The organism is Pseudomonas sp. FG35 (genome assembly GCF_057809295.1).
Genome location: NZ_JBMDJR010000013.1, coordinates 69,147 through 87,880, shown reverse-complemented (window position 1 = coordinate 87,880; position 18,734 = coordinate 69,147). Strand labels below are relative to the sequence as shown.

21 protein-coding genes are annotated in these 18,734 nt (G+C 62.2%); 9 read left to right on the top strand and 12 right to left on the bottom strand.

Annotation, left to right across the window (positions count from 1 at the left end):
- Window position 1: 1 nt before the first annotated feature.
- The 4 genes from ACODTD_RS22975 to ACODTD_RS22960 all read right to left on the bottom strand — a co-directional run bounded on the left by ACODTD_RS22975 (window position 2) and on the right by ACODTD_RS22960 (window position 2,634).
- On the bottom strand, window positions 2-253 hold the full coding sequence (locus tag ACODTD_RS22975) for a MoaD/ThiS family protein (protein ID WP_007957033.1): 252 nt from the start codon (window positions 251-253) through the stop codon (window positions 2-4).
- A complete protein-coding gene (moaC, locus tag ACODTD_RS22970) occupies window positions 250-735 on the bottom strand; it encodes a cyclic pyranopterin monophosphate synthase MoaC (protein WP_011333580.1) in 486 nt (161 codons plus the stop codon). Before moaC ends, ACODTD_RS22975 begins: the two co-directional genes overlap by 4 nt.
- Entirely contained in the window at window positions 732-1,574 is an 843-nt protein-coding gene (gene fdhD, locus ACODTD_RS22965; RefSeq protein ID WP_201817444.1) for a formate dehydrogenase accessory sulfurtransferase FdhD, read from the bottom strand. Before fdhD ends, moaC begins: the two co-directional genes overlap by 4 nt.
- Before the next feature lie 160 nt (window positions 1,575-1,734).
- Window positions 1,735-2,634, bottom strand: coding sequence for a LysR family transcriptional regulator (locus ACODTD_RS22960; protein WP_085708636.1), 900 nt, complete (start codon window positions 2,632-2,634; stop codon window positions 1,735-1,737).
- Window positions 2,635-2,932: 298 nt separating this feature from the next.
- Between ACODTD_RS22960 and moaB the strand changes: the two genes are divergently transcribed.
- Window positions 2,933-3,472 carry a molybdenum cofactor biosynthesis protein B gene (moaB, locus tag ACODTD_RS22955; RefSeq protein ID WP_127797663.1) on the top strand — a complete coding sequence of 180 codons (540 nt, stop codon included), beginning with the start codon at window positions 2,933-2,935 and terminating at the stop codon, window positions 3,470-3,472.
- On the top strand, window positions 3,469-4,674 hold the full coding sequence (locus tag ACODTD_RS22950) for a molybdopterin molybdotransferase MoeA (protein WP_285358153.1): 1,206 nt from the start codon (window positions 3,469-3,471) through the stop codon (window positions 4,672-4,674). The genes moaB and ACODTD_RS22950 overlap by 4 nt, the downstream gene beginning before the upstream one ends.
- A 57-nt stretch (window positions 4,675-4,731) precedes the next feature.
- Here ACODTD_RS22950 and ACODTD_RS22945 read toward each other — a convergent pair whose 3' ends face one another.
- Complete coding sequence (locus ACODTD_RS22945) at window positions 4,732-5,220, bottom strand: GFA family protein (protein ID WP_011333585.1); 489 nt, start codon at window positions 5,218-5,220, stop codon at window positions 4,732-4,734.
- A 123-nt stretch (window positions 5,221-5,343) separates the two neighbouring features.
- Between ACODTD_RS22945 and ACODTD_RS22940 the strand changes: the two genes are divergently transcribed.
- The 3 genes from ACODTD_RS22940 (at window position 5,344) to ACODTD_RS22930 (ending at window position 8,543) form a co-directional block, all read left to right on the top strand.
- Window positions 5,344-6,228 carry a LysR substrate-binding domain-containing protein gene (locus ACODTD_RS22940; protein WP_201817439.1) on the top strand — a complete coding sequence of 295 codons (885 nt, stop codon included), beginning with the start codon at window positions 5,344-5,346 and terminating at the stop codon, window positions 6,226-6,228.
- Window positions 6,229-6,327: 99 nt separating this feature from the next.
- Entirely contained in the window at window positions 6,328-7,443 is a 1,116-nt protein-coding gene (aguA, locus tag ACODTD_RS22935; RefSeq protein WP_285358077.1) for an agmatine deiminase, read from the top strand.
- A gap of 2 nt (window positions 7,444-7,445) precedes the next feature.
- A complete protein-coding gene (locus ACODTD_RS22930; RefSeq protein ID WP_201817437.1) occupies window positions 7,446-8,543 on the top strand; it encodes an extracellular solute-binding protein in 1,098 nt (365 codons plus the stop codon).
- Window positions 8,544-8,740: 197 nt separating this feature from the next.
- On the opposite strand, the gene ACODTD_RS22925 is transcribed toward ACODTD_RS22930, so the two are convergent.
- From ACODTD_RS22925 to ACODTD_RS22915, 3 genes are read right to left on the bottom strand one after another with little or no spacing between them, the layout of a single operon-like run.
- The gene (locus ACODTD_RS22925) at window positions 8,741-9,367 is read right to left on the bottom strand and encodes a DNA-3-methyladenine glycosylase family protein (RefSeq protein ID WP_011333589.1); all 627 of its coding nucleotides are present in this window, start codon (window positions 9,365-9,367) and stop codon (window positions 8,741-8,743) included.
- A gap of 3 nt (window positions 9,368-9,370) precedes the next feature.
- Window positions 9,371-10,168, bottom strand: a complete 798-nt coding sequence (locus ACODTD_RS22920) for an isocitrate lyase/PEP mutase family protein (RefSeq protein WP_285358079.1) — start codon at window positions 10,166-10,168, stop codon at window positions 9,371-9,373.
- Between the two features lie 22 nt (window positions 10,169-10,190).
- On the bottom strand, window positions 10,191-11,273 hold the full coding sequence (locus tag ACODTD_RS22915) for a bifunctional transcriptional activator/DNA repair enzyme AdaA (protein ID WP_221615741.1): 1,083 nt from the start codon (window positions 11,271-11,273) through the stop codon (window positions 10,191-10,193).
- Window positions 11,274-11,382: 109 nt separating this feature from the next.
- On the opposite strand from ACODTD_RS22915, the gene ACODTD_RS22910 reads away from it, so the two are divergent.
- Entirely contained in the window at window positions 11,383-11,796 is a 414-nt protein-coding gene (locus tag ACODTD_RS22910; protein WP_011333592.1) for a VOC family protein, read from the top strand.
- Here ACODTD_RS22910 and ACODTD_RS22905 read toward each other — a convergent pair.
- Window positions 11,793-12,413, bottom strand: coding sequence for a LysE family translocator (locus ACODTD_RS22905; protein ID WP_011333593.1), 621 nt, complete (start codon window positions 12,411-12,413; stop codon window positions 11,793-11,795). The two genes, ACODTD_RS22910 and ACODTD_RS22905, sit on opposite strands and share 4 nt — an antisense overlap.
- A gap of 273 nt (window positions 12,414-12,686) precedes the next feature.
- Between ACODTD_RS22905 and ACODTD_RS22900 the strand changes: the two genes are divergently transcribed.
- Together ACODTD_RS22900 and ACODTD_RS22895 are read left to right on the top strand one after the other, a co-directional pair.
- Window positions 12,687-13,292: a biliverdin-producing heme oxygenase gene (locus tag ACODTD_RS22900; protein WP_011333594.1), complete on the top strand. Its 606-nt coding sequence runs from the start codon at window positions 12,687-12,689 to the stop codon at window positions 13,290-13,292.
- Entirely contained in the window at window positions 13,289-15,526 is a 2,238-nt protein-coding gene (locus ACODTD_RS22895) for an ATP-binding protein (RefSeq protein ID WP_489105243.1), read from the top strand. The genes ACODTD_RS22900 and ACODTD_RS22895 overlap by 4 nt, the downstream gene beginning before the upstream one ends.
- Before the next feature lie 8 nt (window positions 15,527-15,534).
- Here the strand turns inward: ACODTD_RS22895 and ACODTD_RS22890 are convergent, their stop codons facing one another.
- The gene (locus ACODTD_RS22890; RefSeq protein ID WP_489105242.1) at window positions 15,535-16,290 is read right to left on the bottom strand and encodes a type 1 glutamine amidotransferase domain-containing protein; all 756 of its coding nucleotides are present in this window, start codon (window positions 16,288-16,290) and stop codon (window positions 15,535-15,537) included.
- A 142-nt stretch (window positions 16,291-16,432) separates the two neighbouring features.
- On the opposite strand from ACODTD_RS22890, the gene ACODTD_RS22885 reads away from it, so the two are divergent.
- Window positions 16,433-17,020 carry a LysE family translocator gene (locus ACODTD_RS22885; RefSeq protein ID WP_285358087.1) on the top strand — a complete coding sequence of 196 codons (588 nt, stop codon included), beginning with the start codon at window positions 16,433-16,435 and terminating at the stop codon, window positions 17,018-17,020.
- A 121-nt stretch (window positions 17,021-17,141) separates the two neighbouring features.
- Here the strand turns inward: ACODTD_RS22885 and ACODTD_RS22880 are convergent, their stop codons facing one another.
- Window positions 17,142-17,975, bottom strand: a complete 834-nt coding sequence (locus ACODTD_RS22880) for a helix-turn-helix transcriptional regulator (RefSeq protein ID WP_011333598.1) — start codon at window positions 17,973-17,975, stop codon at window positions 17,142-17,144.
- 35 nt (window positions 17,976-18,010) lie between these two features.
- A complete protein-coding gene (locus ACODTD_RS22875; protein ID WP_221615745.1) occupies window positions 18,011-18,514 on the bottom strand; it encodes a VOC family protein in 504 nt (167 codons plus the stop codon).
- Window positions 18,515-18,734: the final 220 nt, after the last annotated feature.

Genomic DNA, 18,734 nt, shown 5'->3' with positions numbered 1-18,734 from the left:
CTCAACCCCCCGTGACCGGCGGGAAAAACGCAATCTCGTCGAAGTCCTCAATGGCCTGATCCGGCTGACACAGCTCCTGATTCACCGCGCACATCAGGTTGCCGGCACCGAGCACTTCACGCCAGACATCGCCGCGCTGCATCAGCATTTGCCGCACATCTTCGACACAAGCGAGGGTGTCGCTGGCCGGAATCTTTTCACCGCCCAGATTGAGCCGGTCACGGTAGCTGGCGAAGTAGTTGATCAGAATCATTGCGGGTTCTCCCATTGAAAGTGGCCGGAGCGGCCGCCCTGTTTGCTCAGCAGGCGGATGTCGCCGATAACCATCGCCCGGTCCACCGCCTTGCACATGTCGTAGATGGTCAGCGCGGCGACGCTGGCGGCGGTCAGGGCCTCGAGTTCGACCCCGGTCTGGCCGGTGAGGCGGCAGGTGCTGGTGATCTGCACGCGATCCGGTTCACAGGCCTTGAGTTCGACGTGGATAGAGCTGAGCAACAGCGCATGGCACAGCGGAATCAGCTCGTGGGTGCGCTTGGCGGCCTGAATCCCGGCGATCCGCGCCACGGCGAACACATCGCCCTTGGGGTGGCCGTTGGACTGGATCATTTGCAGGGTTTGCGGACGCATCTGCACCCAGGCCTGGGCAGTGGCTTCGCGGCGGGTCGCGGCTTTGTCGCTGACGTCGACCATGTTGGCGCGGCCCTGATCGTCGAGGTGGGTGAGGGTGTTGCTCATGCGGTGGGCTCCTGGATCGGGCTGTAGATTCGCGGGGCGTTGTGGTGCGGGACGTGGATCAGGTTCAGGCGGTGCTTGAGCGCCCAGCGCACCGTAAGTGCAGTAGGGGCGGACAGGCTGACGAGGGTGCCGAGGCGTGCGCGCACGGCTTTGTGGATCAGTTCGAGGCTGCAACGGCTGGTGACCACGACGAAGCCCTGGCGCGCATCGAGACCTTCGAACTGCAAGGCGCCGATCAGCTTGTCGAGGGCGTTGTGGCGGCCGATGTCTTCGCGGCACAACAGCGCTTTGCCGTCGGCGTCGAAGTACAGCGCCGCGTGCAGGGCACCGCTGCTGCGTGCCAGTTGCTGGGCCTGCTCGATGCGCTGGCGGATGCCGTTGAAATGCGCGGCCGGTGGCAACGGTGTCGGGGTCAGGATCTCCAGTTGCGGCAGCGCCTGCTCAAGGGCTTCCACGCCGCAGAGGCCGCAGCCGCTGGTGCCCGCCATCTGCCGGCGATGATCCTTCAGAGCCCAGAACGCGCGGCTGGAAATCTGCACGTCGGCCTGGCAGGCCTGGTCGAAATGGGTCAGGCGGATGTCGTGGATATCGTCGAGGCGGTCGACAATGGCGTTGCTGAGGCTGAAGCCGCGAATGAAGTCCTCGATGTTGCCCGGCGAGACCATCATCACCGCCTGATTCAGTCCGTTGTAGCTGATGGCCAGGGCGATTTCCGCCGCCAGCGCCGCGTGGGACACCGGCGCGTCGTCGAGGTATTCGCGGTAGGCCACTTGCGCCGGTTGTGGCGCGGGGGCGTTGGCGTCGCCCGGTTCGATGAGTTGTTCAACTTGGCACAGCATCTTGAAAAGTCCCCGAAGCGCTGAAGTGGGTTCAGGCTACGGGGCAGGGAAAAGTGCGTCCAATCGCTTGTTCCGATGCAGTGATTGGATTGGTCGATGACCGCAGGCGGACCTGAAGTCGTTGCACCGAAGTGCAACGTTTCAGGCAACTTGGGGAGGGTTAAACGGCGGGCGCCTCGATCCCGAACATCTTGCGCGCCTCGGCAAAACACTTCTCGGCGATCGCCGAGCGCGGTTCGGTCTTGCGCATCACCAGCCCCAGGGGCGCGAGCACGCTGGCATCCGGCAGGTTGATGAAGGCCAGGTGTTCGATCGGCTCTTCCAGACCGCTGTCCAGCGGCATGATCGAGCAGCAGAAGCCTTGGTGAATCGCCTGCAGCAGTTGGTAGGTCGAGTCGCTTTCCATGATCGGCTGCGGATTGAGTCCGCGACTGCGGAAACTCAGGTCGATGGATTTGCGGTAGTGCATGCCGGTGGTGATCATCCCCAGCGGCAGTTCGGCGGCGTCCTCCCAGCTCATTTCCGGGCCTTCGAAATGGAAGTGACGGGTGTCGTAGAGCAGGCCGACGCGGGTTTCGCCAATCTCGAAGAACTCGAAATAGTTCGGGTTGACGTGGTCCAGATAACACACGCCCAAGTCCAGCTGATTGTTACCCAGACCTTCGATGATCTCGTCCGAACTCAGCGACGACAGGCTGTATTTCAGCTCGGGAAATATCCCTGACAAACCCTGAATGTAATTCACCGGATTGAAGTTGCTCAGCGGCACCAGCCCCAGGCGCAGGCTACCCACCAGTTGTCCGCGGCAGGCCGCCGCTTCGGCAAACAACCCGTCATGGGCAGCCAGCAACGTGCGGGCCCAGGCCAGGACGCGCTCGCCGGCCTGGGTGAAACCTTCGAAGCGCTGGCCGCGATTGACCAGCACCAGATCCAGCTCGTCTTCCAGATTGCGCAGGCGCATCGACAGGGTCGGCTGGGTGATGTGACAGCGCGCGGCGGCCTGGCCGAAGTGGCGGGTTTCGTCCAGCGCGATCAGAAACTTGAGTTGTTTGATGTCCACGACGGCACCTGCTCGATTGAGAATTTTGATTGAGTATTGACGCAGATGCGTACGGCGCACGGAAAGCGCAGGGAGCGACGATCCCACTGAGGGATTTTTTCGTCCAATCGGCAGTGTTTACGAGCCTATCGAGGGTTTCGATGACCCCCGGTTTTATTGGCTCGGACAGCGGTCGAGGGGCTGAAAAAATTCACCGATAGAGCAGGTCGATAGTGTGGTTGGCCAGAGTGATTAGACAGTCCTCACAAGCGGCACTTAGGCTCGTCATCCATTGAATTGACGACGGCCGGAGAGTGCCATGAGTGTTAAATCGGATGCCTTGTTCGTTCCCCTGAATATTGCCGTGCTGACGGTCAGCGATACCCGCGATTACGCCAGTGACACCTCCGGCCAGTTGCTGGTCAGCCGTCTGCTGGAGGCCGGCCACACCCTGAGCGAGCGCAACTTGCTCAAGGACGACCTGTACAAGATCCGCGCCCAGGTCGCGCACTGGATCGCCGACGACAACATTCAAGTGGTGCTGATCACCGGCGGCACCGGTTTCACCGGGCGTGACAGCACTCCGGAAGCCGTGGCGTGCCTGCTGGACAAGCAGATCGACGGTTTTGGCGAACTGTTCCGCGCCATCTCGATTCTCGACATCGGCACCTCGACCGTACAAAGCCGCGCGCTGGCGGGCTTGTCCAACGGCACACTGGTGTGCTGCCTGCCGGGCTCCACCGGCGCTTGCCGCACCGCATGGGAAGGCATCCTCGCCGAACAACTGGATAACCGTCACCGTCCGTGCAACTTCGTTCCGCACCTCAAACCGGTGCAAGCCTGCGGGCCGCGCGGATGAGCAAGCCGGGGTTGATGCCGGTCGAGGACGCCCTTGACCAACTGTTGGCGATGGCCGATGAACAACGCCTGCCGGACAGCGAATCGGTGCCGCTCAATGAAGCGCGCGGGCGCGTGCTGGCCAGCGATCTGGTCGCCACACTCGATCTGCCGCCGTGGCCGAACAGCGCCATGGACGGTTATGCCTTGAACCTCCCCGACCTGCATCGCCAGCCGTTGAGCGTGTCGCAGCGGGTCTACGCCGGGATGGCGCCGGACGCCTTGCTGCCCGGCACCTGCGCACGGATTTTCACGGGTGCGCCGTTGCCGCCCGGTGCCAATTGCGTGGAGATGCAGGAAAACGTCGAGGTGCTCGAAGACGGCCGCGTACGTTTCCTGCAACCGCTTAAGGCCGGCCAGAACATCCGCGCCCAGGGCCAGGAGAACCGCGTCGGCGACACCTTGCTGCGCGCCGGCAAACGCCTCGGCCCGTTCGAACTGGCCGTCGCCGCCGGGCAGGGCATGACTCATTTGCCGGTGGTGCGTCGTCCGCGCGTGGCGTTGCTGTCGACCGGTGATGAGCTGGTGGAACCTGGCCAGCCGCTGCGTCCCGGCAGCATCTACAACAGCAACCGCACCTTGCTCGACCACTGGTTGCGCGAACTGGGTTGCGAAGTGATCGACGCCGGGATTCTGCCCGATCGCCCGGCGCAGACCCGGCTCAAACTCGAGCAACTGCAAGTGGCGGCCGATCTGATTCTGACCACCGGCGGCGTGTCTGCCGGCGATGCCGACTGCCTCGGCCAGGTGCTGCGCGACAACGGCAAACCGCTGCTGTGGAAACTCGCGATCAAGCCCGGTAAACCGCTGACGGTCGGGCATTTCGGCACGGTGCCGGTGATCGGCCTGCCGGGCAATCCGACCTCGGCGCTGGTGACCTTCGGCCTGCTGGCGCGCCCGTACCTGCTGCGCATCCAAGGCGTGGAAGAGGTGATGCCGCTGAGCTTCACCGTCAACGCCGGCTTCGACTGGCCGAAACCCGGCAGCCGTCGCGAGTACCTGCGGGTACGCCTGGAGGGCGGGCAGGCGGCGCTGTATCCGAACCAGAGTTCCGGGGTTCTGCTCGGCGCGACCTGGGCCGACGGATTGGTGGAAATCCCCGAGAACAGCACCTTGCAGAGGGGGGCTCCGCTGCGTTTCATTCCGTTCAGCGAGCTGTTCTGAGCGCGATCAAAAGGTGCAAACCGCTTGCCGGGAAACTGTCGAAGACTGTGAAGACGGCTATCGGGTCAATCCCAGCCGTTCATGCCACTGGGCGATGGACTCTTCGGGATAGACCTCGAATTGTTGATCCTTCTTGCTCGCCTGCACTTCGACCCACGGTGCCTTCGAACCGAGCATCAAATGAGTGTGTTCCGGCGGCACCGGCAGCGGCGTGTCGATGGCCGAGGCGAACGGGTGGATCAGCTCCGGCCATTCCGGGCTGAACAGCCACAGTCCGCTGCCGCACAACGAGCAGAAATGGCGTTCGGCGGTACTGCGGTGGGCGCGGGTATCGCCTTCGTCTTTCATCTTCGCGTGGTAGATCGTGATGTTCTTGCGACCGCGCACCTTGAGGCTGGCCGCGTCGCCGCCGAGATTGATCGCATAGCCGCCACCGCCCTGGGTCTTGCGGCAGATCGAGCAGTAGCAGCGCTGATAAGGGTAGGGGTGGGCGCTGTCGAGGGTGAATGAAACCGCGCCGCAGTGGCAGGAGCCTTCGAGGTGCATGAGTGGCCTCCGGTGTTTTTCGTCGGTGCGGTTCAGCCTAGAAGAGATCTCTTGCCTGTGCCGCCGCTATGGACGCCTGCGAAAAGCCCGGTCAGCATGTCCGCAAAAAAGGGATCCACACCCATGCGCCGACTACCTTCCCTGGCCGCCCTGCGAACTTTCGAGTGTGCCGCCCGCCACGCGCATTTCGGCCGCGCCGCCGCTGAGCTGTGCGTCACCGACAGCGCCGTCAGCCATCAGATCCGCCAGCTCGAAGAGCAACTGGGCGTGTCGCTGTTCATCCGCGAGGGCCGGCAGATTCGCCCGACCATCGCCGCCGGGCGTCTGATGCAGAGCCTGCAACAGGCCTTCGAATTGATCGGCGATGCCTGCGATGAATTGCGCGATCCGTCCTCGCTCGCCGTGTTGCGGCTGGCGGTCACGGCGGAGCTGGCGCAGAAGTGGCTGATGAACCGTCTCACCGATTTCTACGCGCGTTATCCGCACATCACCTTGCACCTCTACGAACAACCGATCGACGCCACGGCGCCCGGCGAAGACATCGATCTGGCGATCACCTACGGCACCGGCCCGGTGGACAGCAGCGCGTATTTCGTCCGTCCGTTGCCGGCGTTGCAGTTCTTCCCGGTGTGCAGCCCCGGCCTGTTCAACCAGGGCATCCTGAAAACCCCCAAGGACCTGGCCCGGCATTGCCTGTTGCATGACGATCAGGACGGCAAGACCTGGACCGCGTGGCTCACCAGTCATGCCGGCGATTTGCGCCCGGAACGACAGTTGTATTTCGCCCACGCCGGCCTGGCGCTGGAGGCGGCGGCGCAAGGGCAGGGCGTGGCAATGGGCGACAACCTCACGGCGCAGGAGGACTTGCAGAACGGGCGTCTGGTGCGACCGTTCACCTCCAGCATGACCGCGCTGGGGCAGTATGCGCTGGTCTGCGAGCGGGTGCGGCTGGAGCGCCCGGCGGTGGCGCAGATGCTGGAATGGTTCAACGATCAACTGGCGGATTGATGAGTTGAATTCAACTGTTCCGAAATAATCATCGTTGGCGGGCCGACTGCCCGGGACCGTAGCCTGAGGTCATTCCCATCCCGATGACGAGGTTTGACCATGGCACGTTTGCTCGACACCACCCCGAAACAGGACGGCTTCCGTCTGCCCGGCGAATTCGAAGCCAAGGCCGGCTGCTGGCTCGGCTGGCCGGAGCGTACCGACGTCTGGCGCAACGGCGCCAAGCCTGCGCAGAAAGTCTGGGTGCAGATCGTCACCGCGATCTCCCAGAGCGAGCCGGTGACGGTCTGCGCATCGGCCTCCCAGTTCGCGACTGCCCGCCGCCAGTTGCCGCCACAAGTGCGGGTGGTGGAAATGACCTGCAACGACACCTGGTTCCGCGACAGCGGCCCGTGCTTCGTGGTCAACGACCAGAGCGGTGAAGTGCGTGGTGTCGACTTTGAATTCAACGCCTACGGCGGCCTCGACGGCGGGCTCTACTACCCGTGGGACAAGGACGATCAGATCGCCAGCAAGATCCTCGAAATCGAACGCTTCGACCGCTATCGCGCGCCATTGATTGCCGAGCTTGGCGGTATCCAGAGTGACGGTCAGGGCAGCATCCTCACCACCGAGCAATGCCTGCTCAACCGCAATCGCAACCAGCACCTGGGCAAGGACGAAGTCACCCGCCGGCTGACCGATTACCTCGGCGCCGAGCAAGTGATCTGGCTGCCACGCGGTTGCAAGTTCGACGAAACCGACGGCCACGTCGACGACATCGCGTGCTTCGTGCGACCCGGCGAAGTGGTGCTGCAATGGACCGACAACCGCGACGATCCGCAGTGGGAAATCTATCAGGAGGCCTACGACATCCTGCGCAGCACCCGTGACAGCCGTGGCCGCGAACTGATCGTGCACAAACTGCCGCAACCGGACGTGCTGGAGTGGACCGCCGAAGAAGCCGAAGGCCTCGATCAGCAGGACAGCACCCACACCCGCCAGGCCGGCACCAAAATCTGTGCGTCGTACATCAACTACTACGCCGGCAACAGCTCGATCGTGGTGCCGCTGTTCGGTGATCGCAACGATCAGGTGGCGCTGGCGACCCTCGCCGAACTGTTCCCGCAGCACAAGATCGTCGGCATCGAAAACTCCCGGGAAATTCTGCTCGGTGGCGGCAATGTCGCGTGCATCACCATGCCGCAATACGCCGGCCAGAAAAAAGGAGCCTGACCATGGGCCTGCACAACCTGAGTAAAGCGTTATTGCTGGTGCTTGCACCCCTGTGTGTGCAGGCTGCCGAGACGGCGAAACCGGTGGTCAATCTGTATATCTGGGGCGAGTACCTGGCCCCGGATACCCTGAAGAATTTCGAGGCAAAAACCGGGATTCGGGTGGTCGCCGATCACTTCGACTCGCTGGAAACCGTCGAGACCAAACTGCTCACCGGCCGCAGCGGCTACGACCTGGTGCTGACCGCCGGTCAGCACCTGTCGCGGGCCATCGAGAGCGGCGCGATCCAGACCCTGAACAAGCAGCAGCTCCCGCACTTTGCCGGGGTTGGTGACGAGTTCCGTCAGCATATGGCGGTGTTCGATCCGGGCAACCGCTACGCCGGGATCTATGCCTGGGGCACCACCGGTGTCGGTTATCAGGAGGAGGCCGTGAAGCAGCGCCTGCCGGACGCGCCGAGGGACAGTTGGGCGATGCTGTTCGATCCGGCGGTGGTGTCGAAATTCGCCGATTGCGGGGTGAGCCTGCTCAACGATCCGAACGAAGTGTTCGCGGCGGTCATGAAGTACATGGGCCTGGACATCAATCGCCAGAGCCTCGACGACCTGAAACTCGCCGAACAGCAACTGGCGAAGATCCGCCCGTACATCCGCTACTTCGACAATGACCTGAACATCAGCGACCTGGCCAACGGCAACACCTGCGTGGCGATGTCGTGGAACGGCAACGTTGCCATCGCGGCAGGTCAGGCTGAAGCGGCCCGCAAACCGTTCAAGTTGAATTACCGGATTCCGAAGGAGGGCACGTTGATCTGGTTCGACGCGATGGTCATACCCAAGGATGCACCGCATCCCGAGGCCGGATTGGCGCTGATGGATTACCTGATGACGCCCGAGGTGATCGCACCGATTACCGATACGATTCATTACGCCAATGCGATTACGGCGGCGGACGGGTTGGTTGATCCGGCGATACGCAATGATCCGGGGACTTATCCGCCGGAGGCGGTGAAGGCTTCGTTGTATAGCAAGAATGACAATGGCAAGGCGTTCAACCGGGCTTTGATTCGCGCGTTCAGTCGGTTGAAATCCGGTCTGTAGCCCAAGCCCCTCACCCCGGCCCTCTCCCAAAGGGAGAGGGAGCCGACCGAGGTGTCCTGCGTCTTACATCGACCTGACACACCGTGTCGATTATGGATTCAAAAAGTCTTGGCGCCGCTGGATTCACAGTTGCCGTTTCAGGTCGGCGGAAATCGCCAATATCCCCGAATCAATCCCCTCTACCCCCCGGGAGAGGGCTAGGGTGAGGGGCTTTTCGGCACCCGCCACAAATACCAGGCCGCCACCGTCCGAAACGGCTTCCAATCCAACCCGATCTCAATCATTTGTTTGCGCGCAGGCTGCACCTCCAGCCCCTTCAACCGCCGATACCCTTCGCGCACTCCGAAATCGTCGGCCGGCAGAATATCCGGCCGCTCCAGGCTGTAGATCAGCAACATCTCCACCGTCCAGCGCCCAACCCCGCGCAGGCTGACCAACCGCTCGATCAGCGCCTCATCCTCCATCGCCAGCGCGGTAGGGTAATCCGGCACCACACCGTCCAGGGTCGCCTGGGCAATCCCCTGAATCGTCGCAATCTTGCCCGCCGAAAACCCGCAACCGCGCAATTGATCGAAGTCCGTCGCCAGAATCTGCTCCGGACGCGGAAACGTCTGCCCGGGAAACAACCCCACCAGCCGCCCGACAATCGCATCGCCAGCCTTGGCGTGCAGTTGCTGATAGGCAATCGCCCGCACCAGCGATTCATACGGATCGCGCGTCGGATGCGGCTGATGCAGGCAGGGACCGACCGCAGCAATGTGGCGCTGCCAGTCGGCATCGAGGCTGGCCAGAAACTCGCTGGCCGGTTGGTAGGGATCGGGCATGAGTTACTTCAGCAGACCGTTGACTTCGCCATAGGTGAAGGCCTTGAGGTCATGGGTGTCGAGCTTGCCGCTGGCGAGAAAACTTTTCACCAGTGAGCCCATGGCGCCGTACAGGAACTCGGCGATGCCGGAACCGACGCTCAAGCGGCGCACGCCGAGGGTTTGCAGTTCTTCGGGGGAGGGCAGGCAAGCGAATCCCAGGACGTTGACCGGCAGGGTCGTACCTTTGCAGATGGCTTCGATTTCGTAGGCGGACGTCACCCCGGCAGCGAACAACCCATCGGCCCCGGCTGCCTGATAAAGCGCCGCGCGACGCAGGGTTTCGGCGACACGATCCTCGGCCGGCACCAGACCTTTGAGGTAAACGTCGGTGCGGGCGTTGATGAACAGCTTCACATTGCGCTTCTCGGCCACTTGCCGCGCGACCTTGATCTTGCGCACCAGCAGTTCCGGCGTGCCGCTGCCATCTTCGATGTTGATCCCGACCGCGCCGGCTGCGATAACCGCATCGATCACTTCGGCGACCCGGTCGAGGTCATCGGAATAACCGGCTTCGACGTCCACGCTCAACGGCACCTTGATGACCCGGGCAATCGATTCCACGGTGCTGATCAACCGCTCGAGCGGCAGGGTGTTGCCGTCCGGGTAACCGTGGGCCCACGCGACAGCGGCGCTGCTGGTGGCGACAGCTTTGCCACCCAGTTGCTCGACCAGTCGCGCGCCGGTGGCGTCGGCAACGTTGGTCAGGATCAGCAGGCCATCGTGGTGCAACTGGTGAAACTGAGTGTCGAGCGCGTTCATCGAAATCCCTTCTTGTCGTTGGTCAAAAAGCCAGTTGTTGCGTGAGCTGCACGGCGGCGTTTTCCAGCCTGAGCAGAAACGCCTTGCGCGGTTGCCCACCACCATAGCCGGTCAACGAGCCGTCCGCACCGATCACCCGATGGCATGGCACCACGATCGACAGCCGATTGTGTCCGTTGGCCAGCCCCACTGCTCGGCTGGCGCCGGGTTTGCCCAGGCGTGCGGCGATGGTGCCGTAGGTGCTGGTTTGGCCGTAAGGGATTTGCCGAAGTTCGGCCCAGACCTGCTGGGCAAACTCGCTGCCGGGCAGGTGCAGCGGCACGCCGAATTCGCTCAGCTTGCCGGCGAAGTACAACGCCAGCTCGTTGTCGATCTGCTGCAAATGCGCGTTCTGCCCCGGTGCGACCACGTAGCCGTAGCGGTTCTGCAATTCTTCAACTTCGCGGGTCAGCGCCGGACGATCAAGAAATTCCAGCAATACCAGCCCGCGCCGTTCGGCCATGGCGATCATCGGCCCCAGCGGCGTGGTCAGGCGGGTGAACAGCAGCGGTTCACTGGCCGCTGCGCGTCCCGGCGTGATGTGGAACGACTTCTGAAACGCATCGCGAAAACCACTGAGGGATTCATAACCGGAGTCGAACGCGGCATGGTCGATGGACGTACCTTGCTTGATCCCGCCCAGCGCCACGCCGAGTCGGCGGGTGCGCAGCCACGCATGGAAGGTCATGCCGAAATGCTGCTTGAACCAGCGCCGCAGCTTCAGCGGTTCAATACCTTCGGCGAGCAATTGCGCATCGCTCCAGCGAAGTTCCGGATCGGCGTCGACCGCTTTTAGCAGCTGCTGCACCCAATCCGGGGCGATGGCCGCGGCATCCAGCGGTTTGCAGCGCAAACAGGCGCGGTAACCAGCGGACAGGCAATCGTCAGCGTGGGCGAAGAACTCGACGTTTTCCGGTTTCGGCTTGCGCGCCGTGCAGGTAGGGCGGCAAAAGATCCCGGTGGTTTTCACGGCCGTGAAAAACACGCCTTCATAGGCAGTGTCGCTTGCGAGCATGGCGCGAACCATTTCGGCGTGAGGGGGCAGGACAGCGGTCTGTATGTTCATGGGCCGAGGATAAAACCAGTTATTCGATGGCTCCACCGAAAAATCGACAGTGAATTTTCGGGCCGCTGCACTACAGTGATCGGGTCGCTACAACTCGGGAAATGAAGGTATGCCACCGTTCACGATTCACCACATCGATCACATCGTGCTGCGCGTCGCCGATCTGCAACGCAGCGTTGATTTCTATGACCGGGTCTTCGGTGCCGAAGTGGTCAAGCGCAACGAAAAGTTCGGTCTGGTGCACCTGCGCGCCGGCACGTCGATGATCGATCTGGTCGACCTCGACGGCGAAATCGGCCGCAAGGGCGGCGCCGCTGCCGGCAGCGAGCGGCGCAATGTCGATCACTTCTGTCTGCGCATCGAGCCGTTCGATGAAGCGGCGCTGATCAGTCATTTGCAATCCTGCGGCCTGACCGTCGACAAGGCCGCCACCCGTTTCGGCGCCGAGGGCAACGGCCTGTCGTTGTACTGCTTTGATCCGGACGGCAATCAGGTCGAACTCAAAGGCCCGTCCGAAGCCTAGGCCCGCTTGGCCATCAGCAACACCGAAGCCGCCGCCGACAGCAGCCCGGCGCAGCAACGGTTGAAAATCCGCTTGCCGCGCGGCTCGGCGAACCAGCGGCGCATGTGCAGCCCCATGTACGCGTAGGCGCTGATGGCGATCCATTCCAGCAACAGAAACAGCGCGCCCAGCAACATGAATTGCGGGGTGATGGCGCGGGCCGGGTCGACGAATTGCGGCAGGAAGGCGGTGAAGATAAGGATTGCCTTGGGATTTCCCGCTGCCACCAGGAATTCCTGGCGAGCCAGAGCCATAAGTCCGTTCGCCGACGCCGCAACGGCGTCTTCGGCGGCAGGATTGGCCCGCCACAGCTGCCACGCCAGGTACAGCAGATACCCCGCGCCGATGATCTTGATCCCATAGAACAACAGTTCAGAGGTTTGCAGTACCACCGCCAGCCCCGCCGCCGCGAGGGCGATCATCCCGGCGAACGCCAGCAACCGACCGACACCGGCCACGCAGGCGCGACGATAGCCGTAGCGGGTGGCGTTGCTGACCGACAGCAGATTGTTCGGCCCCGGTGCCATGTTCAGGGCGAAACAGGCGGGCAGAAACAGGGAGAGGGTGGCGATATCCATGACTCGGGCTCCGGTGACGGGAGCGTTATTTTTATCACGCGGGTGTGCGGGCCTAACCGTACAGTCAGGCGCCAGAGTCGCGGTACAGCGACTATCGGCAGTGAATTCCTTCGAACTTTCTACCGTCCGGTCAGCTCTTAACCCTTCACAGGTTGATGAATTCATCAGAGAATCCCATCTGCCGGGTCAGAAACTACCATTGCCGTGTAAGCTTTCGCGCCATGCTTCTCCATTCCCCTATGGCCCCAGGCGGCCCACTGTACGAGCGACTACATGCAAGCAAAGGCCCGCGAGGTTCATGTACCACCGGTGTTGCAAGATTTGCGCGCCGGCACGGCCGAACTGCACATTGCACTTGAAAAGCGCCTTCCTTTTTTCTCCGACACCCTTGATCTGAACGCTTTCGAGCGACTGATGCGCGCCTATTACGGCTTCTATCAGCCATTGGAAGCCGTGCTGCAGGACAGCGACGCGATTCCCGCCGATTTTGATCTGGCTTCCCGCCTCAAGGCGCCGACCCTGCAACGCGATCTGCAAGCACTGGGCGCAAATGGTGGCGATTTTCCGATCTGCCGCCGGTTGCCCGCCATCGATTCCGCCGCCGCCTGCCTGGGCGTGTTGTACGTGCTGGAAGGCGCAACCCTCGGCGGGCAGATCCTGCGCCGGGAAATCGCCACACGCCTGAGCCTTGGCGCGGACAACGGTGCAGCGTTTCTGGACATCTACGGCGCTGCCACCGGCCGTCGCTGGCGCGATTTCATCGAATACCTGGGCAGCCGCCCGATGGACGCCGACGAGCGTAAAGCCGTCGTGGCGGCCGCCCACACTACATTCAGTTGTTTCGAGCAGTGGCTCGAAAGTCAGGAGGTTCTGGTATGAACCCGCAAGACAAAGAAGCCTTTGAAGAGTTGCTGGCCAACTGCGCCGACGAGCCGATCCGCTTTCCCGGCGCGATCCAGCCGCACGGTTTGCTGCTGACCCTGAGCGAGCCGGACCTTTCGATCATTCAGATCAGCGCCAACGTCGAGACCTTGCTCGCGCGCCCGGCGCAAGAGCTGATCGGCCAGCCACTGCAAAGCCTGATCGGCGATGCCCATGCCGCGCAGGTTCGCGAAGCCTTGCAGCAAGCAGCCTTGTCCGATGCGCCGTCGCTGCACTTTCGCCTTAATGGCACGGCGTTCGAAGGCTTGCTGCACCGGCATCAGGATGTGCTGATTCTGGAGCTGGAAATCCACGTCGAAAATTTCCAGCCACGCAACGTCGCCGGCACCGAAACCCACCTGGGACGGATGCTCGCGCGCCTGCAAAAGGCCCAGAGCCTGCAAGCGCTGTACGACATCAGCGTCAAGGAAATCCAGGCCATGACCGGTTACGACCGGGTGCTGATTTATCGCTTCGAAGAGGAGGGCCACGGTCAGGTCATCGCCGAAGCGTCCGATCCGTCGATGGAAGTCTTCAACGGTCTGTTTTTCCCGGCCTCCGACATCCCCGAGCAAGCCCGCGAGCTGTACCGCACCAACTGGCTGCGGATCATTCCGAACGCGGACTACCAACCGGTGCCGCTGGTGCCCAAGTTGCGTCCGGACACCCAGACCCCGCTGGACCTGAGCTTCGCCACGTTGCGCAGCGTGTCGCCGATCCACTGCCAGTACATGAAAAACATGGGCGTGCTGTCCTCGATGAGCATTTCCCTGCTCAAGGGCGACAAGCTCTGGGGCCTGATCAGTTGCGGCAATCGCCAGCCGCTGCATGTACCGCATGAATTGCGCACGGCGTGCCAAACCATCGGCCAGGTGCTGTCGTTGCAGATCAGCGCGATGGAAGCGCTGGAGGTCAGCCGTCAACGGGAAGAAAAGCTCGAGGCGCTGGCGCTGCTCAATCAGGCGATGATCGACTCGCCACAGAACGTCTTCGATGGCCTGGCCAACCAGCCACAAGTCCTGATGGCGCTGGCCAATGCCGGCGGCATCGCGATCATCGAAGACAAGCAATTGCACCGTTACGGCAACTGCCCGGAGCCTGAAGAAATTCGGGCCCTGCACAAATGGTTGCAGGAGCGTGGCGAGCCGGTGTTTGCCAGTCATCACCTGGCCAGCGTCTACCCGCCGGCCGCGCACTATCAGCAGGTCGCCAGCGGCGTGCTCGCCATGAGCCTGCCCAAACCGGTGGACAACGGCGTGCTGTGGTTCCGCCCCGAAGTCAAAGAGAACATCAACTGGAGCGGCGACCCGCGCAAGCCGCTGGACCTGGAAAACTCCGACGCCGGCCTGCGCCTGCGGCCGCGTACTTCGTTCGAAATCTGGAAGGTCGAGATGGCCGGGATCTCCACCAAGTGGAGTCACGGCGATCTGTTCGCCGCCAACGACTTGCGTCGCTCGGCGCTGGAAAATGATCTGGCCCGCCAAGTACGCCGCGAGCAAGAAGCGGTGCGCGCCCGTGATGAACTGGTGGCGGTGGTTTCCCACGATCTGCGCAACCCGATGACCGTGATCTCGATGCTCTGCGGCATGATGCAGAAGGCGTTCAGCTCGGACGGGCCGCACACTTCGCGGCGCATCTCGACTGCGATCGACACCATGCAACAAGCCGCCGGGCGCATGAACACGCTGCTGGAAGACTTGCTCGACACCTCGAAAATAGATGCCGGGCGCTACACCATCGCGCCGCAGAAACTCGATGTCGCGCAGATGTTCGAAGAGGCGCAATCGCTGCTCGCGCCGCTGGCGCTGGACAAGGACATCAGCATCTCGTTCGAGGCCGATCCTGACCTGAGCATCCATGCCGACCCCGAGCGGTTGTTTCAGGTGCTGTCGAATCTGGTCGGCAACGCGATCAAGTTCACTCCGCGCCTGGGCACGGTCGACGTGTATGCCAAATCGGTCGGTGATGACATCGTCTTCACGGTGCGTGACAGCGGCGAAGGCATTCCCAAGGATCACTTGCCGCACGTATTTGACCGTTACTGGACGGTGAAGGAAGGCAATCCGACCGGCACCGGGCTGGGTCTGTACATCACGCAGGGCATCGTCGAGGCCCATGGCGGGCAGATCGTTGCCGAGAGTGAGCCGGGGCAGGGCAGCGAATTCCGCTTCACCGTGCCGCGCCTGGACTGAAAAACGGATCAGCGCTCGGGTGGCTGCAACATGGCCACCCATTCTGCGGCGAATCGATGGCAGTCGCCGGGCCAGCGCGCCGTCAGCAGTTGGCCGTCGCGCACCACAAATCCTGATTGCAGTTTCTGCGCACAATCGCGCTTGGCGATCAGCGGCCCGCGTATGAAGTCGGATTTGCTGGCCAGCGCGGTTTTTACTTCCGCTTCGACGGTCTGCTTGTAGGTGCGGTAGTAGCGCCCCAGCCAGGCAGCTGTCATCAGCCACGCCGGCAATTCCATGGTTGCCGCGAGCAACGCCGTGACCTTGTGCCCGAACAGCACCGAACGCCCGGTATCGGGGTCGAGCGTCCTCGCCAGCAACAGCACGCCATGACAGACCGCCGCCACGGGTTTTTCGGCTTTGAAAAATTGCAGGGCAATCTGCTGGGCCTGCGTGGACTCCAACAACGTGCGCATGCCTTTGGCATGCCCGCCGGGGATCAGCAGACCATCGAAGCGGTTCGTGTCGACATCGGCATACGCCAGCGGCTGCCTGAACGCTTCGGACTCGATCATCTGCGTGTAACTGTCCAGATCGGCCTTGCGTGTCATCAGCATCGAATTCAACAGGCCGAAACCGATGTCCACCAACCGTGGGTCGGCGTGGGCGGGCAAACCTTGCGGGGTGGCAAAACGAACTTCGATGCCCGCGTTACGCATCGCCTGCCAGGGCACGCTGCTTTCGGTCGGGTCGTAATCGGCGCTGGGCAGCAGAATCAGAATCATCAAGTGCAGACTTCCTGGTCAAAAGTGATCGCATAGCCAGAGCGTAGTGGGTCTGCGCGAGCGGGGGTAATTTCCTTCAATACCGCCTGCCGTGCGCCGGCTACCGTGAGCGCCTTGTTCCTCGATTTGAAGCAGGTGTGCGATGAGTCTGATTGTGTCGATGGCGGCGTTTGCCCTGGCCGCGTCCATTACTCCGGGGCCGGTGAATATTGTGGCGTTGAGTTCGGGGGCGCAGTTCGGTTTTCGCGCCAGTCAACGGCATGTGGCCGGGGCGACGCTGGGGTTTGTGTTGCTGCTGGTGTTGATGGGGCTGGGGCTGCATGAAGTGCTGGAACTGTGGCCGTCACTGACCCGTGTGGTGCAACTGGCCGGGGTGGCGTTTCTGCTGTTCATGGCCTGGAAGCTGGCAATGGATGACGGGCAGTTGAGTGCGGGAGGCGCGGGAAGGGCACCTTCGATGCTCTACGGCGCGGTGATGCAGTGGCTCAACCCCAAGGCCTGGCTGGCCTGTGTGGCGGGGATGGGCGCGTTTGTCGCCGATGGCGAGGCGCGGCTGGTGTGGCAGTTTGCGGCGGTGTATCTGGTGATCTGTTATCTGTCGGTGGGGTGCTGGGCGTATGCCGGGACGTTCTTGCGCGGTTATCTCGGCAACCCGGCGGGGATGCGCTTGTTCAATCGGGTGATGGCGTTACTGTTGGCGGTGAGTGCGGGGTATCTATTGCTGCCGTGAGCGGGGCGGGGTTTGCCTTACGAAACCGATTTTGGCCGAGGTCAGGGTTTCACAGGCGTCGGCCAGCAATTCTTCGCTGTCGATGCCGGGGGCGATGAGGTAGCGGGTGTTGGGTTTGAGCTTATCCCCGATACTGCCCCGGCGTAGCCGCCAGATGCTGCTTGAACGCTCGCTGAAAATGCGCCTGATCGGCAAACCCGGCCTCCAGCGCCACATCCGCAATCAACTGCCCGCGCCGTAAACGCTCGCGGGCAAACTGAATTCGCTGATTGACCAAAAACGCATGGGGCGTCATGCCGAAGTGCTGTTTGAAGGCGCGGATCAGGTAGGACGGTGACAGTTCGGCAGCGGCGCAGATGTCGTCGAGGCTGAGCAGGTCGGTGCAATGCTGGCGGATGAAGTCGGCGGCGCGTTCGAGTTTGAAATTCGGTTCGCGGATGGATTGTTCGATGGGGTTCAGGCGCAGTTGCAGCTCGCTGAAAAACTCCACGGCGGCGCTCTGTTTGCGCAGTACGTCTTGCTGATCGTCGACCAACACGCCGTACAACCCATTCAAGTCGCGAAACAGGCGAGCATCATTCAAATGGGTATCGGAAAACCGCCGAAACTCAAGCTCCGCACTGAACCCCAACTGATGCTGCAGATCGGTCAGCCACGGCGTTTCCACATACAACATCAGATACGACCACGGCTGATCATCGATCGGGTTGCACGCGTGCACGTCTCCCGGGTTCATCAGCACCACCGTGCCGGCCGCCACTTCGAACGAGGATTGCTCATGCACGTAAGTGCTGCGCCCGGCGGTGATCGCGCCGATGGAGAAATGCGCGTGGGAGTGCCGTGAATAGCAGACCTCACGCCCGTCGGCGATGGCCCGCGCCTCGATGAAGGGCAGGGCGTCGTCGCGCCAGAAGCGCGGGGCTTGTTCGGGGTTCTTGGCGGCAGCGTGTTTCATCGTTGGAGTTCTCGGCAGGCCAGTGCCCGAGTGTATTAGCTCTGGCCGGCGAAGGCTCGCTCGAGTTCGGCGATGTCGAGTTTTTTCATCCCGAACATGGCCTGCATCGCCCGTTGGACTTTGGTCTGGTCGGGGTCGGTCATCATGTGCATGAACGCCACCGGCACGATCTGCCACGACACGCCGAACTGGTCCTTGAGCCAGCCGCATTGCTGCGCTTCCACCGGCCCGCCCGAGCTGAGGTTGCCCCAGAAATGATCGACTTCTTCCTGGTTCTGGCAATTGACCTGAAACGAAATCGCCTCATTGAACTTGAACAGCGGCCCGCCATTGAGCCCGGTGAAGGTCTGGCCGTCGAGTTCGAAACTGACGGTCATCACCGAGCCTTCCGGGCGACCGTGAAATTCCTGGCCGACCTTGCTGTAGTGGGTGAGGGCGGTGATTTTCGAGTGATCGAAGATCGAGCAGTAGAATTTCGCCGCAGCTTCCGCCTGATCGTCGAACCACAGGCACGGAGTCAGCTTTTGAAAGCGTTGCATGGCAGTCATCCTCGGCAGGTTGGACACGCTGGATAACAGCGTAGTCAGTCAGTGGTCAGCTGGCGTTGCCATGGGTCGAATGGTTGGTTGTTGTGAATATGGCGTGTAGTCGTATTGACCTTGCTATGTGTCAAAAAGACTCTTTCCAATCTAGGTCAAATTGACTCGAATCTTCGCAACTGGCTGATTTTTCTGGGCTGGAAATCTGGCACGCAATTTG